19 protein-coding genes and 1 tRNA gene are annotated in these 19,247 nt (G+C 50.8%); 11 read left to right on the forward strand and 9 right to left on the reverse strand.

Annotated features, from left to right (window positions below):
• The first annotated feature begins 1 nt into the window (after window position 1).
• Window positions 2–1,132, forward strand: a complete 1,131-nt coding sequence (locus MKO97_RS12625; RefSeq protein ID WP_241103572.1) for a TlpA disulfide reductase family protein — start codon at window positions 2–4, stop codon at window positions 1,130–1,132.
• Between the two features lie 147 nt (window positions 1,133–1,279).
• Window positions 1,280–1,360: transfer RNA gene (locus MKO97_RS12630), tRNA-Tyr, on the forward strand.
• A 34-nt stretch (window positions 1,361–1,394) separates the two neighbouring features.
• On the opposite strand, the gene MKO97_RS12635 is transcribed toward MKO97_RS12630, so the two are convergent.
• Window positions 1,395–1,877: a hypothetical protein gene (locus MKO97_RS12635; protein ID WP_241103573.1), complete on the reverse strand. Its 483-nt coding sequence runs from the start codon at window positions 1,875–1,877 to the stop codon at window positions 1,395–1,397.
• Window positions 1,878–2,510: 633 nt separating this feature from the next.
• Between MKO97_RS12635 and MKO97_RS12640 the strand changes: the two genes are divergently transcribed.
• Window positions 2,511–3,512, forward strand: coding sequence for an EamA family transporter (locus MKO97_RS12640; protein ID WP_241103574.1), 1,002 nt, complete (start codon window positions 2,511–2,513; stop codon window positions 3,510–3,512).
• A gap of 3 nt (window positions 3,513–3,515) precedes the next feature.
• Window positions 3,516–4,970, forward strand: coding sequence for an amino acid permease (locus tag MKO97_RS12645; RefSeq protein ID WP_241103575.1), 1,455 nt, complete (start codon window positions 3,516–3,518; stop codon window positions 4,968–4,970).
• A gap of 241 nt (window positions 4,971–5,211) precedes the next feature.
• Here the strand turns inward: MKO97_RS12645 and MKO97_RS12650 are convergent, their stop codons facing one another.
• Window positions 5,212–6,384, reverse strand: a complete 1,173-nt coding sequence (locus MKO97_RS12650; protein ID WP_241103576.1) for a proline dehydrogenase family protein — start codon at window positions 6,382–6,384, stop codon at window positions 5,212–5,214.
• Window positions 6,385–6,720: 336 nt separating this feature from the next.
• On the opposite strand from MKO97_RS12650, the gene aroB reads away from it, so the two are divergent.
• The 5 genes from aroB (at window position 6,721) to MKO97_RS12675 (ending at window position 10,964) form a co-directional block, all read left to right on the forward strand.
• Window positions 6,721–7,788, forward strand: coding sequence for a 3-dehydroquinate synthase (gene aroB, locus MKO97_RS12655; RefSeq protein ID WP_241103577.1), 1,068 nt, complete (start codon window positions 6,721–6,723; stop codon window positions 7,786–7,788).
• Window positions 7,789–7,845: 57 nt separating this feature from the next.
• Complete coding sequence (locus MKO97_RS12660) at window positions 7,846–8,016, forward strand: hypothetical protein (protein WP_241103578.1); 171 nt, start codon at window positions 7,846–7,848, stop codon at window positions 8,014–8,016.
• 59 nt (window positions 8,017–8,075) lie between these two features.
• Complete coding sequence (locus MKO97_RS12665) at window positions 8,076–9,479, forward strand: arginine decarboxylase (RefSeq protein WP_241103579.1); 1,404 nt, start codon at window positions 8,076–8,078, stop codon at window positions 9,477–9,479.
• Window positions 9,480–9,569: 90 nt separating this feature from the next.
• The gene (locus MKO97_RS12670; RefSeq protein ID WP_241103580.1) at window positions 9,570–10,541 is read left to right on the forward strand and encodes a deoxyhypusine synthase family protein; all 972 of its coding nucleotides are present in this window, start codon (window positions 9,570–9,572) and stop codon (window positions 10,539–10,541) included.
• 12 nt (window positions 10,542–10,553) lie between these two features.
• Window positions 10,554–10,964, forward strand: a complete 411-nt coding sequence (locus MKO97_RS12675; RefSeq protein ID WP_241103581.1) for a DNA primase — start codon at window positions 10,554–10,556, stop codon at window positions 10,962–10,964.
• 47 nt (window positions 10,965–11,011) lie between these two features.
• On the opposite strand, the gene MKO97_RS12680 is transcribed toward MKO97_RS12675, so the two are convergent.
• The 5 genes from MKO97_RS12680 to MKO97_RS12700 all read right to left on the reverse strand — a co-directional run bounded on the left by MKO97_RS12680 (window position 11,012) and on the right by MKO97_RS12700 (window position 16,351).
• Window positions 11,012–11,497, reverse strand: a complete 486-nt coding sequence (locus tag MKO97_RS12680; RefSeq protein ID WP_241103582.1) for a hypothetical protein — start codon at window positions 11,495–11,497, stop codon at window positions 11,012–11,014.
• A gap of 5 nt (window positions 11,498–11,502) precedes the next feature.
• A complete protein-coding gene (locus MKO97_RS12685) occupies window positions 11,503–12,024 on the reverse strand; it encodes a DinB family protein (protein ID WP_241103583.1) in 522 nt (173 codons plus the stop codon).
• A gap of 17 nt (window positions 12,025–12,041) precedes the next feature.
• The gene (locus MKO97_RS12690; RefSeq protein ID WP_241103584.1) at window positions 12,042–14,609 is read right to left on the reverse strand and encodes a phosphoenolpyruvate carboxylase; all 2,568 of its coding nucleotides are present in this window, start codon (window positions 14,607–14,609) and stop codon (window positions 12,042–12,044) included.
• 78 nt (window positions 14,610–14,687) lie between these two features.
• Complete coding sequence (locus tag MKO97_RS12695) at window positions 14,688–15,167, reverse strand: Lrp/AsnC family transcriptional regulator (RefSeq protein WP_091140893.1); 480 nt, start codon at window positions 15,165–15,167, stop codon at window positions 14,688–14,690.
• A 38-nt stretch (window positions 15,168–15,205) separates the two neighbouring features.
• Window positions 15,206–16,351, reverse strand: a complete 1,146-nt coding sequence (locus tag MKO97_RS12700) for a M14 metallopeptidase family protein (RefSeq protein WP_241103585.1) — start codon at window positions 16,349–16,351, stop codon at window positions 15,206–15,208.
• Window positions 16,352–16,611: 260 nt separating this feature from the next.
• Here MKO97_RS12700 and MKO97_RS12705 point away from each other — a divergent pair, with 260 nt between their 5' ends.
• Window positions 16,612–16,995 carry a helix-turn-helix domain-containing protein gene (locus tag MKO97_RS12705; protein WP_241103586.1) on the forward strand — a complete coding sequence of 128 codons (384 nt, stop codon included), beginning with the start codon at window positions 16,612–16,614 and terminating at the stop codon, window positions 16,993–16,995.
• A gap of 151 nt (window positions 16,996–17,146) precedes the next feature.
• On the opposite strand, the gene MKO97_RS12710 is transcribed toward MKO97_RS12705, so the two are convergent.
• Complete coding sequence (locus MKO97_RS12710; protein ID WP_241103587.1) at window positions 17,147–17,701, reverse strand: 1-acyl-sn-glycerol-3-phosphate acyltransferase; 555 nt, start codon at window positions 17,699–17,701, stop codon at window positions 17,147–17,149.
• 49 nt (window positions 17,702–17,750) lie between these two features.
• Between MKO97_RS12710 and MKO97_RS12715 the strand changes: the two genes are divergently transcribed.
• Window positions 17,751–18,431 carry a spermidine synthase gene (locus MKO97_RS12715; protein WP_241103588.1) on the forward strand — a complete coding sequence of 227 codons (681 nt, stop codon included), beginning with the start codon at window positions 17,751–17,753 and terminating at the stop codon, window positions 18,429–18,431.
• On the opposite strand, the gene kdsB is transcribed toward MKO97_RS12715, so the two are convergent.
• Window positions 18,428–19,153: a 3-deoxy-manno-octulosonate cytidylyltransferase gene (gene kdsB / locus MKO97_RS12720; protein WP_241103589.1), complete on the reverse strand. Its 726-nt coding sequence runs from the start codon at window positions 19,151–19,153 to the stop codon at window positions 18,428–18,430. The two genes, MKO97_RS12715 and kdsB, sit on opposite strands and share 4 nt — an antisense overlap.
• Window positions 19,154–19,247: the final 94 nt, after the last annotated feature.

Below are 19,247 nucleotides of genomic sequence, written 5' to 3' on the forward strand. Positions count from 1 at the left end.
TATGAAACGAATCCTTTTTCTACTCGCGCTGTCTGCTACCCTCTTCTCTTTCAGGGCGTGGCTCAAGAATGAATTTACCATCACCGGAACCGCGACGGGTATAGCCGATGGAAAGAAAGTATACCTGCAGTTGCAGCAGCCGGAAAAAGGAACGGTCAGGATTGATTCGGCAAAGGTAACAGGAGGAAAATTCACGCTGAAAGGCGTGGCGACCGAACCTTCCATCCATTTTGTAGAAGTCGAAGGGATACAGGGGAAAGTGGCGTTCGTGCTGGAAGAAGGCGCGATCGAACTCACCCTCTACAAAGACAGTATAGGGAAAAGCCGCGTGGGTGGAACCAAAAGCAATGTGGAATTGCAGAAGTTCAACTCGACGGCGATGAAAATCCAGCGGAAAGCGATGGAGTTCCAGCAGGCGAACAATACCGTCTTCCAGGAAGCGCAATCGAAGAACGATACGGCGACGGTGAACGGACTCATTCGGAAATTCAACGGTTTCCAGCAGGAAATGATTACCCTTTCGACGACGTATCCGGCAAAAAACCCGACGTCTTTTTTGTCGCTGTTGCTTATTGACAACATGTTCAATAACCCCACCGTTGACATTGCGAAGATCAAAAGCGACTTTGCACTGCTCGATGCCAAATTGAAGAACACGAAACAAGGGCAGGCATTGCAAAAACGGATCAATGACTATCATTCGGTAAACGTGGGCGACCTCGCACCGGCCTTTTCGGCAGTTTCGCCAGATGGCAAACAAGTCTCGCTGAAGGAGTCGCTCGGTAAAGTCACGTTGGTGGACTTCTGGGCCTCGTGGTGTGGCCCTTGCCGGCGGGAGAACCCGAATGTCGTGAAGCTGTATGCTGATTACCATGCCAAAGGACTCAACATTATCAGCATCTCACTGGATCGTCCGGGACAGGACGCTGCGTGGAAAGGTGCCATCGAAAAAGACGGCCTCACCTGGACACATGTGTCAAACCTGATGTTTTGGGACGACCCGATTGCGAAAGACTACCATGTTCAGAGTATTCCGGCCACCTTCCTTTTGGACGAAAAAGGCACCATTATCGCGGTCAACCTGCGGGGCGAAGAGCTGCGTGCAAAGGTCGCGTCGCTGCTGGATAAGTAAATACCACACCTTTTTAATACGAAAATCCCCGTTTGGGGATTTTTTTATGCTTCATTGTGAAGCCATTAGAAAATAACTGGCATAAAAGCGCGATTTCCATTGGTGGAGACGGCTGCACTTTCTATATTTGCAGCCGTCGTTCGATACGGGAAGATACTCAAGCGGCCAACGAGGACGGACTGTAAATCCGTTGGGAAACCTTCGCAGGTTCGAATCCTGCTCTTCCCACAAACATAAAGCCTTTAAAAATGTCTGAGCTCGCTCAAGCATTTTTAAAGGCTTTATGTTTGGGTACATTTTCCCTACCAGGATCACGAAGTAATCCTGCCAATTGAAAGGAAAATGTACTTACAAATCCATCTGGGTTGGAGAGCTCCGAGTGAAAACTATTTTGCACATTTTCCCTACCAGGATCACGACCTAATCCTGCCAATTGAAAGGAAAATGTACTTACAAATCCATCTGGGTTGGAAAGCTCCGAGTGAAAACTATTTTGCACATTTTCCTTACCAGGATCACGCAGTAATCCTGCCAGTTGAAAGGAAAATGTACTTACAAATCCATCTAGGTTCGAAAGCTCCCCTAGCGAAAACTGTTTTGTACATTTTCCCTTACCAGGATCACGACCTAATCCTGCCAGTTGAAAGGAAAATGTACTTACAAATCCATCCAGGTTCGAAAGCTCCCCTAGCGAAAACTGTTTTATACATTTTCCCCTACCAGGATCACGACCTAATCCTGCCAATTAAAAGGAAAATGTACTTACAAATCCATCTAGCTTCGAAAGCTCTTCTGGGAAAACCGTTTTCGTACATTTTCCCCTTGGAGTGGAAGGTTCAGGGCTGAGGGTTTAAGATTCGATCATCCACTTTGCATCCCTCGAAGGATTGCCCACGCACCGCGCACCCGCTACATCGATTTCGAAAGCCGTGACTACGATTGGCGCCCTACCCGATGGAAGATTTAACAATAATTTCAAGCTTTCGTAGTAGGAATGCTCCGATGGAGTAGGTACTTTTGCCACACTATGACACACATTCGCCATAACATGACCCGCACCGCTTGCCGCATGACCTGCTGCATGTCACACCCGTGGTATGAAATGGCTTTTGGATAGGAAATGTAAATTTCAACATTCGATATAAAGCCTTTCATATTTGAAAGGCTTTTTTTATTTCACCCTAATTTTAAATACGATGAAAACGCAAGCACGTAGAAGTTTCGAAACAACCTGTATCCGAATGAACTGTTGTCATATGATGACCCGCGTCCATCGTTGCCGGAAGGTATCTTCTTAATTATCTCGTCTTATAATTACCAAGGTCCTTCCTCAACATCGAGCAAGGGCCTTTTTTATTTCATCTAAATAATTGTAATCATGTCTTTTCTTCAAAATAAAACCACCTTACTTGTTATTCTCGCTTTCGCGGGCATCTACGTCATCTGGGGCTCTACCTTTCTTGCCATCTCGTATGGCCTTGAGGGTTTTCCGCCCTTTATTCTCTCGGGCCTCCGATTCCTGATAGCCGGACTCCTTTTGCTGCTTTGGCGTAAAAGCAAAAAAGAATCGATTGGAACAGCCGTCGACTGGAAGAAAAATGCCATCACGGGCATCCTGATCCTTACCGGCGGAACCGGCCTCGTCGCCTGGGGCGAACAATATGTGACGTCTACGGAGGCCGCCATCGCCATCGCAACCGGCCCCTTCTGGTTCATCGCGCTCGACCGGCCGAACTGGAAGACCTATTTTTCCAACAAATGGATTACCCGGGGGTTGCTGATCGGGTTCGGAGGACTCGTGCTGTTCCTCCAGGGGAGTGTGCAACCGGGCGAAAACGAAACCAGCGGCGACCTGAAACTGCTGGCATTCTTCATCCTCGCGCTGAGTTCCATCTCGTGGGTCGTCGGCTCGCTGTATTCGAAGAACCACCCAGCGGGCAATTCGAGGTTCATGAATATCGCGCAACAGTTGATAATTGCCGGAACCGCCAGTCTTATCGTGGCCTTCTTCCGCGGCGAATGGGGGCTGCTCGACCTATCGAAGATACCCGTCTCTTCTCTTCTCGGCTTGCTGTTCCTGGTGTTGTTCGGTTCGATTGCCGCCTATGTATCGTACATCTGGCTATTGTCGGTTAAAGATCCGGTATTGGTAAGCACCCACACCTATATCAATCCGATCGTGGCGGTTATCATTGGATGGATGGTAGCCGGAGAAACCATCTCTTCGGCACAGTTCGCCGGATTGGGCATTATTCTATCAGGCGTGGCGCTCACCAATTTGTCGCGATACCCGTTTGAAAAACGTACGCAGGTCAAAATCCGCAGGTTCAACCAAGTGGTAGCACGAATCGTAAACCCATACAAATACATCACGTCTTAAATCATGCCAAGAAAATCAATTGCCTTATTGAAGCGCGAGGCCTCACAGACAGGCCAGGGAACGCTGAAGCGGAGCTTAGGAGCCGTTAACCTCGTAGCGATCGGCGTCGGTGTCATCATCGGCGCGGGATTGTTTTCTTTAACCGGTATTGCCGCCGCCAATAATGCGGGCCCGGCGGTGACACTATCGTTTGTCATTGCCGCGGTGGGCTGTGCCTTCAGCGCCTTGTGTTATGCCGAATTCGCCGCGATGGTGCCTGTTTCGGGTAGTGCCTATACCTATGCCTATGCCACATTGGGCGAACTGTTTGCCTGGATCATCGGCTGGGACCTGGTGTTGGAATATTCCGTAGGTGCCGCCACCGTTGGCATCAGTTGGTCGCAATACCTGGTGAAATTCCTCGATACCTTCCACATTCACCTGCCGCCCCAGTTGGTGCAATCGCCTTTTGAGTCGGTGACGTTGCAGGATGGTTCCGTCGTTAGTGGCATTGTCAACCTGCCCGCGATGCTCATCATTTTCCTGGTCACTTCGATCATCATTCGTGGAACCAAATCGTCGGCGCTCTTCAACGTGATCGTCGTAACACTTAAAGTAGGCGTTGTCCTGGCGTTTATCGGACTCGGATGGCAGTACATCGACCCGGCGAATTACCAGCCCTACATTCCGGACAACACAGGCACCTTTGGTGCGTTCGGCTGGAGTGGCATATTGCGGGGCGCCGGAGTGGTATTCTTCGTATTCATCGGGTTTGATATCGTGGCCACGATGGCGCAGGAAACCAAGAACCCGCAACGCAACATGCCCATCGGGATTTTGGGATCGCTTTTGGTATGTACGGTTTTGTTTGTGCTGTTTGGGTATGTGATGACCGGACTGGCGAATTACACAGAGTTCAAGGATAGTGCTGCCCCGGTGGCAGTTGCCATCGCCCACACGCCTTATCAATGGCTGTCGGTGGCGGTGATTCTTGCGATCTTAATCGGGTATACCTCGGTTATATTGGTCGACTTACTGGGACAATCGAGGGTGTTTTATGCCATGAGTAAAGACGGACTCTTGCCCGGCGTATTTTCAAAACTGCATCCGAAATTCCAAACGCCTTCTACGTCGAACGTGGTGTTGTGCCTTTTCATCAGCGCGTTCGCGGGGTTTGTGCCGATTAGCGTGGTGGGTGAAATGACAAGCATCGGTACCTTGTTGGCCTTTGTGATGGTATGCCTCGGTATATTGATCCTTCGGAAACGCCAGCCGGATGCGGAACGCCCTTTCAAGACACCCTTTGTTCCCCTGGTTCCCATTTTAGGTATCGCTACGTGCCTGGTCATGATGTTTGCGTTGCCGCTCGACACCTGGATCCGGTTGATTGTGTGGTTGCTGATTGGGTTCGTGATTTACTTCCTGTATGGACGAAAAAACAGCAAACTGCGACAGCAAGCCGAAGAGATGGAGCCGTGAAGTCACGACGGAACGTCCCGCTGCGAAGGAGTTGCGCGAGGGATCGCAGCGACTGTCTGAGCTCTTTTTGACGAGGTACGAGGCAAAAAAGCGAGTGCGGAGAGCCCGACCCGCAGGGGCGCGCACTTGTGAGTCGCAGTCGCAGTCGCAGTCTCAGTGACGGTCGCGGTGCAGTCGAAGTCGAAGTCACAGTTGCAGTCGCAGTGACGGACGCGGTGGCGATCCGTGGTACTTCGTTGTGTTACCTTCCGCGGCGACGGTTTCGTTCGGTTTTCAGGAGCATGAGCTCGCGGGAGGTTTGTCCGGCAACGGAGGTATTTTCTTCGGCGCGTCGGATCAGGTAAGGCATTACGTCACGAACGGGGCCGAATGGCAGGTATTTGGCGACGTTGTAGCCGGCTGCCGCAAGGTTGAAGCTGATGTTGTCGCTCATGCCGTAGAGTTGCCCGAACCAGATGCGTGGGTCTTTTTGGTCGATGCCATGCTGCGCCATGAGTGTCATGAGGCGGTACGAACTGTCTTCATTATGGGTGCCGGCGAAGATGGCCATGCGGTCAAGGTGCGTGACCATATAGGCGATGGCCTCGTCGTAGTTTTCGTCGGTGGCCTCTTTCGACGCGCAGATCGGCGTCGGATAGCCCAGTTCTTCGGCACGTTTGTGTTCTTTTTCCATGTAGGCGCCGCGCACGATCTTCATTCCGATATGGAATCCGTCCGCCTGCGCGCGTTGGTGCAGCGAACGGAGGTAGTCCATCCGGTCGTGGCGGTACATCTGTAAGGTGTTGAATACGATGGCGCGGTCGCGGTTGTAGGCGCGCATCATGGTTTCGACGAGGGCGTCGGCGGCGTCCTGCATCCAGGATTCTTCGGCGTCGATCAGCAGCGGCACGTTTTTATCATGTGCGGCCTTACAAACCGTATGGAAACGCGCTTCCACCCTGCTCCATTCGGCTTGTTCCCGCGGGTCAAGGGTTTCGTTTCGCCCAAGTTTTTCATACAGTTCGAAACGGCCAAAACCGGTGGGTTTGAAGACCGCGAACGGGATGGCCTGCTTTTCTTCGGCGAATTCGATGGTTTTGAGCGTCATGGCGAGGGCCGCGTCGAACTGGGCCTCTTCTTCCTTTCCTTCGACGGAGTAGTCGAGTACGGACGATACGCCGCCCTGGGCATACATCCGGTCGACCACCGGAAGGCAATCGGCCTCGGTTACGCCGCCACAAAAGTGGTCGAATACCGTCGCCCGGATCAACGATTCGACCGGCAGGTGTGCTTTGATGGCGAAGTTCGTCACCGCCGTCCCGATGCGCACCAGCGGCTCGCTGGCAATGAGTTTAAAGAGAAAATACGCCCGTTCGAGTTCGGTGTCGCTCTTGAGGGCAAAGGCGGTTTTGGTATCGTCGAAAATCCGGTGCATAAAAAACGATTTGGGCACAAAGATACAGCGAGGAGGGGCAGCACGAAAACGTTTTTTTAGGAAAAAATGAGGCAGCTCCCGACTGATTTTATTCGCCAAATACCACAATTTGAAATCGCAAACTCGCAATTGGCGACTATTCACCCGCAAATGGGCTCCATCTACCATTTTTAAGAATTATTCAACCTAAATTTCGGTTGTCTGGCACGGCACCGGACGGGGTTTGGTGCGCTACTGCGCGCGGTTATCCTTCCCGATGAAAACGTCTGGGTTTTTATACGGTATTCTGTTGTGCCGTCGGTAAAAAACACCGAATTTTGCAACCATTTCCATTCTATGCATCCCATACAGGCCAACGGCTACGACATACATTTCGGAGAGAGCGGCTACGAGGCGCTGAACCAGTTGCTGCGTAACAGCCATTTCACTACGCTGTTTGTGCTGGTCGACTCGAATACCAACGAGCACTGCCTCCCCTATTTCCTGTCGCTGGTCGAAACCGAACTGGCCATTGAAATCATTGAATTCGATGCGGGTGAGGATGTAAAGAACATCGACAGTTGCATTGAAATATGGAACGTGCTGACCGAATTGGGAGCCGACCGGAAAAGCCTCATACTAAACGTAGGCGGTGGGGTGGTGACCGACATGGGCGGCTTTGCGGCGGCGACCTTCAAAAGGGGTATTCCGTTTGTGAACGTGCCGACATCGTTACTGGCGATGGTAGATGCCTCGGTAGGCGGTAAAACCGGTATCGACCTGGGGCCGTTGAAAAACCAGATCGGGGTCGTTGCGACGCCTGCGATGGTGCTGATCGACACGGTCTTCCTGGATACGCTGCCCCAGCGCGAGATGCTGGCCGGACTGGCGGAAATGCTCAAGCACGGACTCATTGCGGATAAGTCGTATTGGGAGAAGTTCCTCGACCTCAAAAACCTCGATTCAGCCGATTTGGGCGGCCTGATCTATGAATCAATCGTCATCAAAAACCAAATCGTGTTGCAGGATCCGGGGGAACAAAACGTCCGGAAGGCGCTGAACTTCGGTCACACGCTGGGTCATGCCATCGAGAGCCTTTTCCTTGAAAATCCGGATCGCGGTCTTGTGTTGCACGGAGAAGCCGTGGCGGCCGGCATGCTAATGGAGAGCCACCTTTCGATGTCGATGCGGCTGTTGTCGGCAGAGGAATATTTCCAGATACGGTATGTGATAAAAGAGCTCTATGAAGATGTGCCGCTGGATGAAAACGACCTGGAACGGCTCATCGGGTTCATGGCCCACGACAAAAAAAGCGAGTTGGGAACGCCCCGCTTCACATTGCTGCGGGGAATCGGGCATTTTGAAATCAACCAAGTAGTTGACAACGAAAGAATTACAAATGCGATCAAGAGCTATCGCCCTTAGCGTTTTTTTAATGAGAGAGGTTAGTCTTACACATGCTATTTTTTTTACTTTTGCGGAATGAACAAACCCACTACCAGTGACCACACAGGCCGACGGGAAGGCGCTAACCGTAACTTCCCTCCCGGCAGCCGATGGCACTTCGTACCGGCAGGTCAACATGCCCTGGAGGTGCTTCCGGCGTTGTTCCATGAAAAGCTGCCGATCATTTACGCGAATATCCGGGTGTGATACCATACGATTAAACTTTTTCGACCCCTAAAAAATTTAATCCCACACTTTTACGCGAAATGAACACCAAATATATCGACCTTATCAACCAGACGTATTATTTCCCACAAGAGGAATTTTCGCTCAATAAGGACAACCATCTTCTCTTCCACGGCATCGACCTTATGAAACTGGTCGAACAGTATGGATCGCCGTTGAAATTCACCTACCTGCCCCAGATTTCGGCCAACATCAAGCGCGCCAAGAACTGGTTCCGGAACGCGATGGAGAAGAACAACTACGACGGCAAATACTATTATTGTTACTGCACGAAAAGTTCGCACTTCAGCTATGTGATGCACGAAGCGCTGAAGAACAACATCCATATCGAGACCTCATCGGCTTTCGACATCAATATTGTCGAGAACCTGTTGGAAACGGGTAAACTCGACAAAAAGGCCTTTATCCTTTGCAACGGTTTTAAGCGCGATGCGTATATCTCGAACATCGCCCGCCTGATCAACAACGGCCACAAGAATACCATTCCGATCATCGACAATTACGAAGAACTCGATTTGCTGACGGCGGAAATCAAAGGGAAATTCAAGATCGGCATCCGGATTGCGGCGGAAGAGGAACCGAAATTCGAGTTCTATACGTCGCGACTTGGGATCGGGTATAAAAACATCGTATCGTTCTATAAGCGCCAAATCCAGGAAAACAAAAACCTGGAGTTGAAGATGCTGCACTTTTTCATCAATACGGGCATCAACGACACAGCGTATTACTGGAACGAGTTGGTGAAGTGTATCAAGGTGTACATCCAACTTAAGAAGGAATGTCCGAGCCTTGACAGCCTCAACATCGGCGGTGGTTTCCCGATCAAGAACTCGCTGGCATTCGAATACGACTACCAGTATATGATCGACGAGATCATCAACCAAATCAAGATTGCCTGCGACGAAGCGGAAGTCGACGTGCCCAATATCTTCACCGAATTCGGTTCGTTTACGGTGGGTGAAAGCGGGGGCGCGATCTACCAGGTGCTGTACCAGAAGCAACAAAACGACCGGGAGGCGTGGAACATGATCGATTCGTCTTTCATCACTACCCTACCTGACACCTGGGCGATCAACAAACGCTTTATCATGCTGGCGATCAACCGTTGGAACGATCTGTATGAGCGGGTACTTTTGGGCGGCCTCACCTGTGACAGCGACGACTATTACAACTCGGAGCAGAACATGAACGCCATTTACCTGCCAAAATACAACCGGGAGAAGCCGCTTTATATCGGATTTTTCAACACCGGTGCCTACCAGGAAACAATCGGCGGATATGGCGGGTTGCACCACTGCCTGATTCCGCAGCCGAAGCACATCCTGATCGATCGGGATAAAAACGGCATCCTGGCCACGGAAGTGTTCTCGGAGCAACAGACATCCGATGATGTCATGAAGATCCTCGGATACGATAAAAAATGATAGATTTTCTAATGAGAATGTAAAATGCCCTGCACCCGGCGCAGTAACTTGTGCGCGGTTGTAAGGCCCAACCACCTAATATAACACACAATGAGTAAAGGACCTATCAGCCAGTTCATGCAGAAATATTACCTGCATTTCAATGCGGCCGCATTGGTAGACGCAGCGAAAGCCTACGAACAACAGTTGGAGGATGGCGCGAAGATGATGGTGACGCTGGCCGGCGCCATGAGTACGGCAGAATTGGGAAAAATATTCGCGGAAATGATCCGTCGCGACAAAGTGCAGATTATTTCCTGTACCGGCGCGAACCTCGAGGAAGACATCATGAACCTCGTGGCGCATTCGCATTACGAGCGGGTTCCGAATTACCGCGACCTGACGCCGCAACAGGAGTGGGACTTGCTTGAACGTGGACTCAACCGAGTGACCGATACCTGTATTCCAGAGCACGAGGCGTTCCGCAGGCTGCAGCAGCACATTTATAAGATATGGAAAGACGCCGACGACAAAGGTGAGCGGTATTTCCCGCATGAATTCATGTATAAAATGTTGTTGTCGGGCGTGCTGGAAGAGTATTATGAGATCGACCTGAAGGATTCGTGGATGTATGCCGCCGCCGAGAAAAACCTGCCGATTGTCGTGCCAGGATGGGAAGACAGTACGATGGGTAACATCTTCGCTTCCTACGTCATCAAAGGCGAACTGAAAGCGTCGACGATGAAGTCGGGTATCGAATACATGACGTTCCTGGCCGACTGGTACACCAAAAACAGTTCGAACGGCGTGGGCTTCTTCCAGATTGGAGGCGGCATCGCAGGCGACTTCCCGATCTGTGTGGTGCCGATGCTTTACCAGGATATGGAAATGCACGATGTGCCTTTCTGGAGCTATTTCTGCCAGATCTCCGATTCGACCACCAGCTACGGTTCCTATTCCGGTGCGGTACCGAATGAGAAGATCACCTGGGGGAAACTCGATATCAATACCCCAAAATTCATTATTGAATCGGATGCCACGATTGTAGCACCGTTGCTATTTGCTTATTTATTGGATTTATAATATAATTGCTGTATGAAAAGAGTAATTGTCGACTACGCGAAATTGACCAACGAGATCCTGAATCTCCTGATTGAGAAATTTCCCGATGGGTACGATGATTCCAACATCATCCGGTTCCGGAACGCCAAAAACGAGCTTGTAGAAGCCGTGGAAGTGCGCACGGAGGACACGATTTATTTGGTAAAAGTCAGCACGAAGCTCGCCACACGACTGGAGAACTTCGATGAGGATGAAATCGAGGATGTAGCGGAACCAATCGATACCATGAAGGAAATCGCCATTGAGGATGACGATGCGCCGTCGACGGAGGAAGAAGAGGAAGAAGATGACATCGACAAACCCGAATTCGATGACGAAGACGATGAGGACGGTGAGCGCGAACCTTCGGATAGTGACGAAGACGACGAGGAAGAAGACTATTGATTTCCGTTAGGAATACAAATAAAAAGTCCGGTTTGACCGGACTTTTTTTATTCGCGTACCTCCAGCAGGTTCCGCAGGAAGGTCTCTGATTTCTTTGCTTCCAGGTGGAAGGGCACATTGCAAATCAACGCCCCCGCCACGAGCATCACAAACGGGATGACTATCGCCGGCGAAACGTCCGGACCGCCGTCGTCCGTTGCTCCCGTAACGCCTACGATTGTTCCGACACAGGCTAAAAACACGAAGCCCATCCAAATTCCCATAAAAACCTGCACAATGGGAGCCATCTTCATGGTGACCTGGATCCGGCTACCCGAGCCCTCGCTTCGACATGTACCCTTGATAACAGGTAAAAACGAGTTCCGATATCCAATCACGCGACTGACGGTAAAACCTCCTGAAAAAACCATACCGGTATAGGCGGGCGGGCCACCGTTTACATCGGGGCGTACGGATCGCTCCATCCGTTCGGTAATCTCAGTTGTCGACAAAGAGCTGCGCCACTCGAAGCGGCGAATAGGCAACCACTTCATACCCGTTAGGAAAGATAGCGCTCGCGGTAGACTTTCTGGTGGTGCTTCTGGTGTCCCAATATCATGAAGCCCAAGGCCGCGGTTGTCACCGGATGGCCCGAAGCGGTGCCCCGGCGTTGCATCCGTTCCTCGCCGAAGCTGCGGAACAGGGACAGCGTCGCAAACCGAACTTCCGAAAACTCAGAAAGCAATTCGTTGATCGTGCGTTTGTGCGCCATGGCATCGTCAGCGTAGTCGTTTTCATCGAACCCGGCTAAGGGAGTCGTGTCGCCGCGACCGATACGCAATGCGCGATAGGCGAATACCCGCTCGGCATCGATCAGGTGTTGGATGATGTCTTTAATCGACCATTTCCCCGGCGCATAACGGTAATCGATAAGTTCCATCGGAATCTCACGCACCATACGGATAAAGGCGTGCAGGCTGATTTCCAGTTCTTCGAATAAATCGACGTTTTCGTCTATGGCGTCGATGTACGGACGGTAATACGGAGCGTAATCATTGAGGTGCAGGACCGTTTTTTTCATGTTTGTTTTGTTTAAGATCAGGCAGAGTTACGGGCGGCATTCGTATTCCCGAACAGCGAGCGTGTCACGAGCTTTTCATACACTGCCACCAGATCGTCATCACTATCGCCGTTTAACTCCTTTAACCGCAGTAGGGCATACTGCTGGATAGTCAGCAGCGGCCGCACGATTTTCTCACGAACGGCAATCGACGCCTTTCCATCCGGATAGTTTTCCATCAGTTCGGAATGACCGGCAATCTTCAGCAACACCCGCTTGGTTTCGTTGAACTCGGCTTCTATGATTCGCCAGAAATCCCCGAACTCCGGATCATCGGCGATATAGGCCGTCAATGGCAGGAAGGACTTCGCGAGTGACATCATACTGTTCTCGAGCAAGGTACGAAAAAAGAGGGAGGAGTGGTACAGGTCCTGCACCTCCTGCCAGCGTCCCGACGTTTCATACGCCTTCAGGGCCGTACCCACGCCAAAAAACCCGGGTACGTTGTGTTTGAGCTGGCTCCACGAACCGACAAAAGGAATTGCCCGTAAATCGGAAAGTTTCAGTTGGTCGGAGGCCGTTCGCTTCGAAGGTCGGCTACCGATATTCGTGCGGGAATAAAACCGCAGCGTACTCATCCTTTCCAGATACGGAATGAATTTCGGATGGTTTTTGAAATCAATATACTTCTCATACCCCAGTTGGGCCAGGTCGTCGAGCAACGCCTTATCCCGTTCTGACAGCGCATTATCGCCCTTTTGGAAGATATGGTTGGCCACGCCGGCGCTCAATAGGTTTTCCAGGTTGTAGCGACAGGAATCCACCGTCCCAAAATTCGAACTGATGGTTTGCCCCTGCACGGTGACCTGTATCTCCCGGCTTTCGATCTCGGGTCCGAGCGAGGCGTAGAATTTACTGGTTTTTCCTCCTCCGCGAGCCGGCGGACCGCCGCGTCCGTCGAAAAAGATGACCTGTATGCCATAGCGGCGCGACACTTCGGTAATGGCCTCTTTGGCGCGGTAGATACTCCAGTTGGCTCGCAGGTAACCGCCGTCTTTGGTACCATCGGAAAAGCCCAACATGACCGTCTGCTCGTTCTTGCGACGACTGAGATGCGTGCGGTAATGAGGCGTTTTATACAACCGTTCCATGACTTCCGGCGCACGGGCCAGGTCGTCAACCGATTCGAACAGCGGGACGATATCTACGGGGGGGTCGTTCCATCCGCATAAACCAAAGAACGCATAGGTTTCGAGCACATGCAGCGCGCCTTCGTTGTTGCTGATGATATACCGGTTGGCGCCTTTCTCGCCATTGTTCTCCTGTATGCGCCGCATCGCCTGCACCGAATCGAGCGTGATGCGGGAAGTTTCATCCATTATGTCATTCCAGTCCAATGTCTTTGTTAGGCTCGCAAGGGCGGCAATACGATCGGCTTCCGGAAGGTCAAGGTAGCCTTCGGGAAGCAAATCCGGGTATTGGTTTACGAGGGCCTGAAACACCGCATCGTGGATTTTGCTGTTCTGGCGGATGTCCAGCGTGGCGAAGTGGAAACCAAACAGCCGGATTTTGTTGAGTACGGAATGGATATCGTCCAGGTAGAGCGACTGGTGTTCGCGGATGACGATGTCGCGGATGACCTCCAGTTTCTCCGTCAATTCCGATTGGGTAATGAACAGTTCGCCTTTTGAGTAGAAGACTGATCGGTAGAGCTTCTCTTCAATTTCGGCCACCAAATCGCTGACGTGCCGGAAGGTGAGCTTGCGCTTGAGTTTGCGGATTTCGTTGTAATAGGCTTTGAGGATGCACGTTCGAAGCCGATCGGCCACTTTCAACGTGATTTCCGTGGTGACGAACGGGTTGCCGTCGCGGTCGCCGCCGGGCCAAAAACCCAACTGTATGACCGGGTTTTCCACACTTTCATTGCCAAAGACATTTTTGTGGATGTAGTCAATCATGTCGCCCGCGGTTGGATAGAAGACATTTTCAAGATACCATGTCAGGCTGACGGCCTCGTCGTACGGCGTCGGCTTTTCTTTTTTGATGAACGGGGTCTTGCCCAATTGCGCCAATAACTCCTTGATGGATAATAGGTCGTCATGGCGAATGGCTTTGGTAAGCTCTGTCATGATGCCCAATACCGAGCCGGGATAAAACTGGGTGGGATGCGCCGTCAATACAGGGCGTACGTTGAATTCCGACAGAAAAGCGCGCAGTTCCGGCAGTCGTTCCGTTGCTTCGGCCGTTTCCTTGATATCACGCAGCGAGCCTTTCCCCTCGAGGTTGTTGACACTGTCGAAGGCGGCATCTTCAATGGCATCGAAGAGCACCACCTGCCGCTCGACGTATTGGATGAAGCGGAACATCAGGTCGATCTTTTCCTGTTCGGTCGGTTGTTCCAGGTATTTGGCCGCAAACCGTTCGAAGATCTCTTTGGGATTAAGACGCTCCTGGTAGCCCTGCTCGCAAATATCGCTGAACAACGGCAACAGCGTACCGGTGTTGTCGATGGCATCGAACGGAAGGGTAATGAAGACGCTATTGTAGATATGGTAACGTGACAACACGTTTTGGTTGAAGCGTTCGAGCTTCGTGGGCGTATACATGGCAATGGGAATTTGTCCTAAGATAATAAAAAAACCCCGGCGTCAATTCCGGGGTTTTTACATATTTTTAAGCGTCGCTTACATGTTCTTGAAAATGGTATGCATCAGGCGTTTTTTGTCGTTGATGCTCTCTTCCAGTGAAATCATCGTCTCGGTGCGATAGACGCCTTCGATGTCGTCGATCATGAAGATGACATCCTTGGCATGTTTGGTGTCTTTCGCGCGGATCTTACAGAAAATGTTGAATTTACCGGTGGTTACATGGGCCACGGTAACGAACGGAATCTCGTTGATGCGCTCCAGGACGAATTTAGTCTGGGAAGTGTTATTAAGGAATACACCTACGTAAGCGATGAAGGAATACCCCAGTTTCTCGTAATCCAGTGTAAGGGAAGAACCCATGATGATGCCGGCGTCTTCCATTTTCTTCACGCGCACGTGCACCGTACCCGCGGAAATTAGGAGTTTCTTGGCGATATCCGTAAACGGTACCCTTGTATTGTCGATCAGCATGTCGAGGATCTGATGATCGACTTCATCTAAACGGAATTTGCTCATAACCAGTTTGTTTTTGACTTCGTTTATGTTCGTGCGTGTTATCCAATGCTTCCGTTCACGAAGTCAAGGTCGCCGATCCGAAAATCAGCCTTCTGGCCTACCTGTAAGGGCTGGCCTCCAGGTGTGGTGAGCAACGCACCCTGCGCGTCAAACTCGATGTGCCCGTGATACCCTTCAAGATTGTCGATTTTAACGATAAAAGCCTCAAAAACTACTTTATCTTCAATCAATCTCTCCGTGAACTGAGCAGCAAAAGTGGCGATTATTTCTGAATTATCATAATTAATAGCGACATTTTTGTATACAAAATCAAAAAAAACGGTCTTATTTTGAGGAATATCTACATATTTCTCCAAAACCCCCTCTACTATATCGATTTCGTGAATTGTTTGAATTGACGTCAATAATGCTAAAAAAATGCATTTTCGTGTTTTTTCTCGTTCGTAGTCTCCGGGAAAATGTCCGGCTTCCACCAATATCGTCGGCGTTCCCAGGTGCTGGAAGGTATCGCCTGCACAGTTCAGGTTGAAACCATCGTCGAACCGACCGATCTGTCCCGGAATGACGGCCTGCAAAGCGTCTGTCATCTTATTAATAATCGCCATTGCCTTCAGGCGGCATTCGTTAACCGAGCGTGCCTCGTCGAAGGCTGGGGCCAAAAACGATACCGTGGCGGGCTTTCCGCTATCGCCCGCACCAAAGATTGTGCGTTGGTCGTGTAGGTTAAAACACCAGTCGGGCGTGAACTCATCGTAGATTTTCCGCAGCAAGGTCGATTCCGGTTGGGTACACGTCTGCATGTCGCGATTGAGATCAACGCCGTTCGCATTTTCGCGGGTATACCGGCGCCCACCATCCGGATTGAGTAGGGGGACGAAACAAAAAGTATAATGTGAACGCGCCTCGACGGCCGAGGCCTCGTCTGAGGTGAGCCAGTTCAGGATATCGAACACCGCCTTGGTAGTGGTGCTTTCGTTGCCGTGCATCTGTGACCATAATAAGACGCGAACGGGTCCGTGCCCGACGACACACACCGATATCGGTTCTCCTTCCACCGAATGTCCCGCTACCTGAACCTTGGCCTTCCGTTGCAAGGCTTCCAATAGCGGCGTGATATGCGAGAGGGTAAGGTAGCGGCCCGAGAGCGCCGCCTCTTTATAGGTAGTAAAAAACGAGTGACTCATAGCGATACTATAGGTCCAAAGGTAGGCCGTTTTGTGTGTAGGTTGGTAAACAGTGAGTAATAATTACATTTGTAAACAACCTAAACATCCATTACTGTCATAATTATATAATTGATTTTTAATACATTCATATTCAGTATATAAAATACGTATATGTGAAGTTTGACAACATGTAAAAAACCATTAATTTATGTGTTTACATATGTAAATATCAATCGCCGAACTTAGTTGTTTACGATTGTAACCTCTACATTTGTAACATGTCGCAGGATCCTGATTTCGTTGCCCGGCTCGCCACACTCATGGCTCATTACCACCTCTCCGCCTCCGCCCTGGCCGACGCGATCGGCGTGCAGCGTTCGGGTATCTCGCATTTGGTTTCGGGGCGAAATAAACCCGGACTCGACTTTATCCTTAAACTCAGTGAACGCTTTCCGGAGGTGAACCTGTATTGGTTGTTGAAAGGAGAAGGGCCTTTTCTCAGAGAAGATGCCCAAAATACACCCACTACTATCCCCACTCCTGCCGTACCCACGCCCACAACAGCATTGGCGCCACAACCGACAGCCGATTCTCTCGCTGCATCCGACGAACTCCTCGTTTTATATCCTGACGGCACCTACCAACGCTACCGCCCTAAATAAGAAAACCCCGGTCGACTGACCAGGGCTTTCCGAACCAATAAAACAAACACAAAAATCTGCGTGTTTGTTTTCAATTATCGTGCCGCAAATCCTTCTTTTCAAAAGATTTAGACAACTTTAACTAATGCTCACGACGAGGTGCCGATCGCGCTTAAATAAGCGGAAATCCGGCATCGGGAAGCTTGCCTCTCACCCCTGCGTAGAGCGACTGCAAACGTGTCATATCCGCCTTTATGTCATCTGTAAGTGTCACATACGAAAACAACCGCACTTCCTTTTTTCGATAGTCAAACGCAATCGGCAGTATCGGAACGCCTGCGGCCTGGGCGATATAGTAAAACCCCGTCTTCCATTCATTTACTTTCTTTCGCGTGCCTTCCGGCGCGATGGCCAGGCGGAACACGTCGCGCTCGCGGAAAATCGCAGCAATCGCATCAACTGAGTTGCGGTTTCCGCTTCGATCGAGCGGCGCCCCACCCATCCAGCGGAAATAGAACCCGAACGGAAATCGAAACAGTTCTTTCTTCGCGACATAATGCATCTCAAGACCAATGATCCCGCGGGCGAATAGCCCGATGTAGAAATCGTGCCAACTGGTGTGGGGTGCGACGATCATGACGCATTTCCGCACGGCTGGATCGATGTCACCGGTTATACGCCAGCCCATCAGCCGGCAAAAAATCAATTTGTAGAAAGCGCGTTTCATCTGTAGCGGTTTGCGCAAATGTAGGATTATTGATGTACTTTTGCCGCCTATGTCTCGCTGGAAACGCCTCCTAAGCCACTTCTTCCCTCTCACCATTCACCGTCAGGCTTCGGCAATCAGCGGGTCGTTGGAGATTACGTGGGCCAATGGCCAGCTCGTACTCGATTCCCAAAACACCAATTATTCCTATGGTAGCCTGCAACGGGTGTTACGACTCGGACTCGAAGACATCGGTTTCGACACCATCCGCAAAATGGAGCACATCCTGGTGCTTGGGGTAGCCGGCGGTAGCGTCATCCATACCCTGACGGAAGAGGTGGGTTTCACGGGACGTATCACGGGAGTCGAAATCGACCAGGAAGTGCTGCAACTCGCCGAAAGGTATTTTGACCTCGGACGGATTCCGACGCTCGAACTGGTTTGCGATGATGCCTTTGAGTATGTACTGAAGACCAAACTGCTTTACGACTGCATTATCATCGATATTTTCCGCGATACAGACATGCCTAATTTTCTCTTCGAGCATTTCTTCATACAACGGATTGGAAGTATCACAAAGTCAAATGGTTTCATTATGTTCAATACGATGATATTGACATCTGTTGACAACGACCGGAACCGCGCCTATGCCCCTCAATGGGGAGAAGGGTTTACTGTCAAAAGCCTGCCCCGTCTGGAGCAGCACAATGAATTATTTGTGGTACGGAAAGAGACGTCCGGTACGTTTTAAAGCATCTGCCGGGCCCGCTCGAGGTCTTCGGGTGTATCGATACCAATACCTACATGGGTTGTTTCCACCATTCGGATACGGCGGCCAAATTCGAGGTAACGCAATTGTTCGAGCTTTTCGGCAGCTTCGAGTCCTTTCATGGGTAATTGGGCAAAATCCATCAACGCCTGTTTGCGAAAGGCATATACCCCAATATGACGGTAATACTCGGCCGTAGCACCGGGATCGCGCAGGAACGGAATTACGGAACGCGAGAAATAAAGGGCAAACCCGTTCTGGTCGGTGACCACCTTCACATTGTTGGGGTTATGGATATCCTCGGCGTCGGTAATCTTCAACATCAGGGAACCCACGTCGACCGTTTTGGCCTCATCGTTCCGGAATATGTCAATCAAAGCAGCCAACGGCGCAGCGTCGATAAAAGGTTCGTCTCCCTGCACGTTCACGACCACATCGACCTCCATATCGGCTACGGCTTCGGCAATGCGGTCACTCCCCGACTCGTGTTCCTTCCGGCTCATGACCGCCTTTCCGCCATGCGAGACAATCTCGTCGAAGATCAAACGCGAATCGGTCACCACGAACACTTCGTCAAAAAGACCCGTGGCTGCCGCGGCTTCGTAGGTGCGACGGATGACCGTCTTCCCTCCCAAATCCTGCATGAGCTTGGCCGGAAAGCGGGTGGAGGCGTAACGGGCGGGGATGACAGCGATGGTTTTCATATGGTTAGGAGTTCAGGGTTCATAGTTCATAGTTCACGGTTTACGGTTTACGGTTGAGAGTCAAAAAGCAAACGGTAAGCCGTTAAGCACAAAG

This window comes from Flavobacterium sp. HJ-32-4, from assembly GCF_022532105.1.
In the GTDB taxonomy this organism is placed as follows: domain Bacteria; phylum Bacteroidota; class Bacteroidia; order Flavobacteriales; family Flavobacteriaceae; genus Flavobacterium.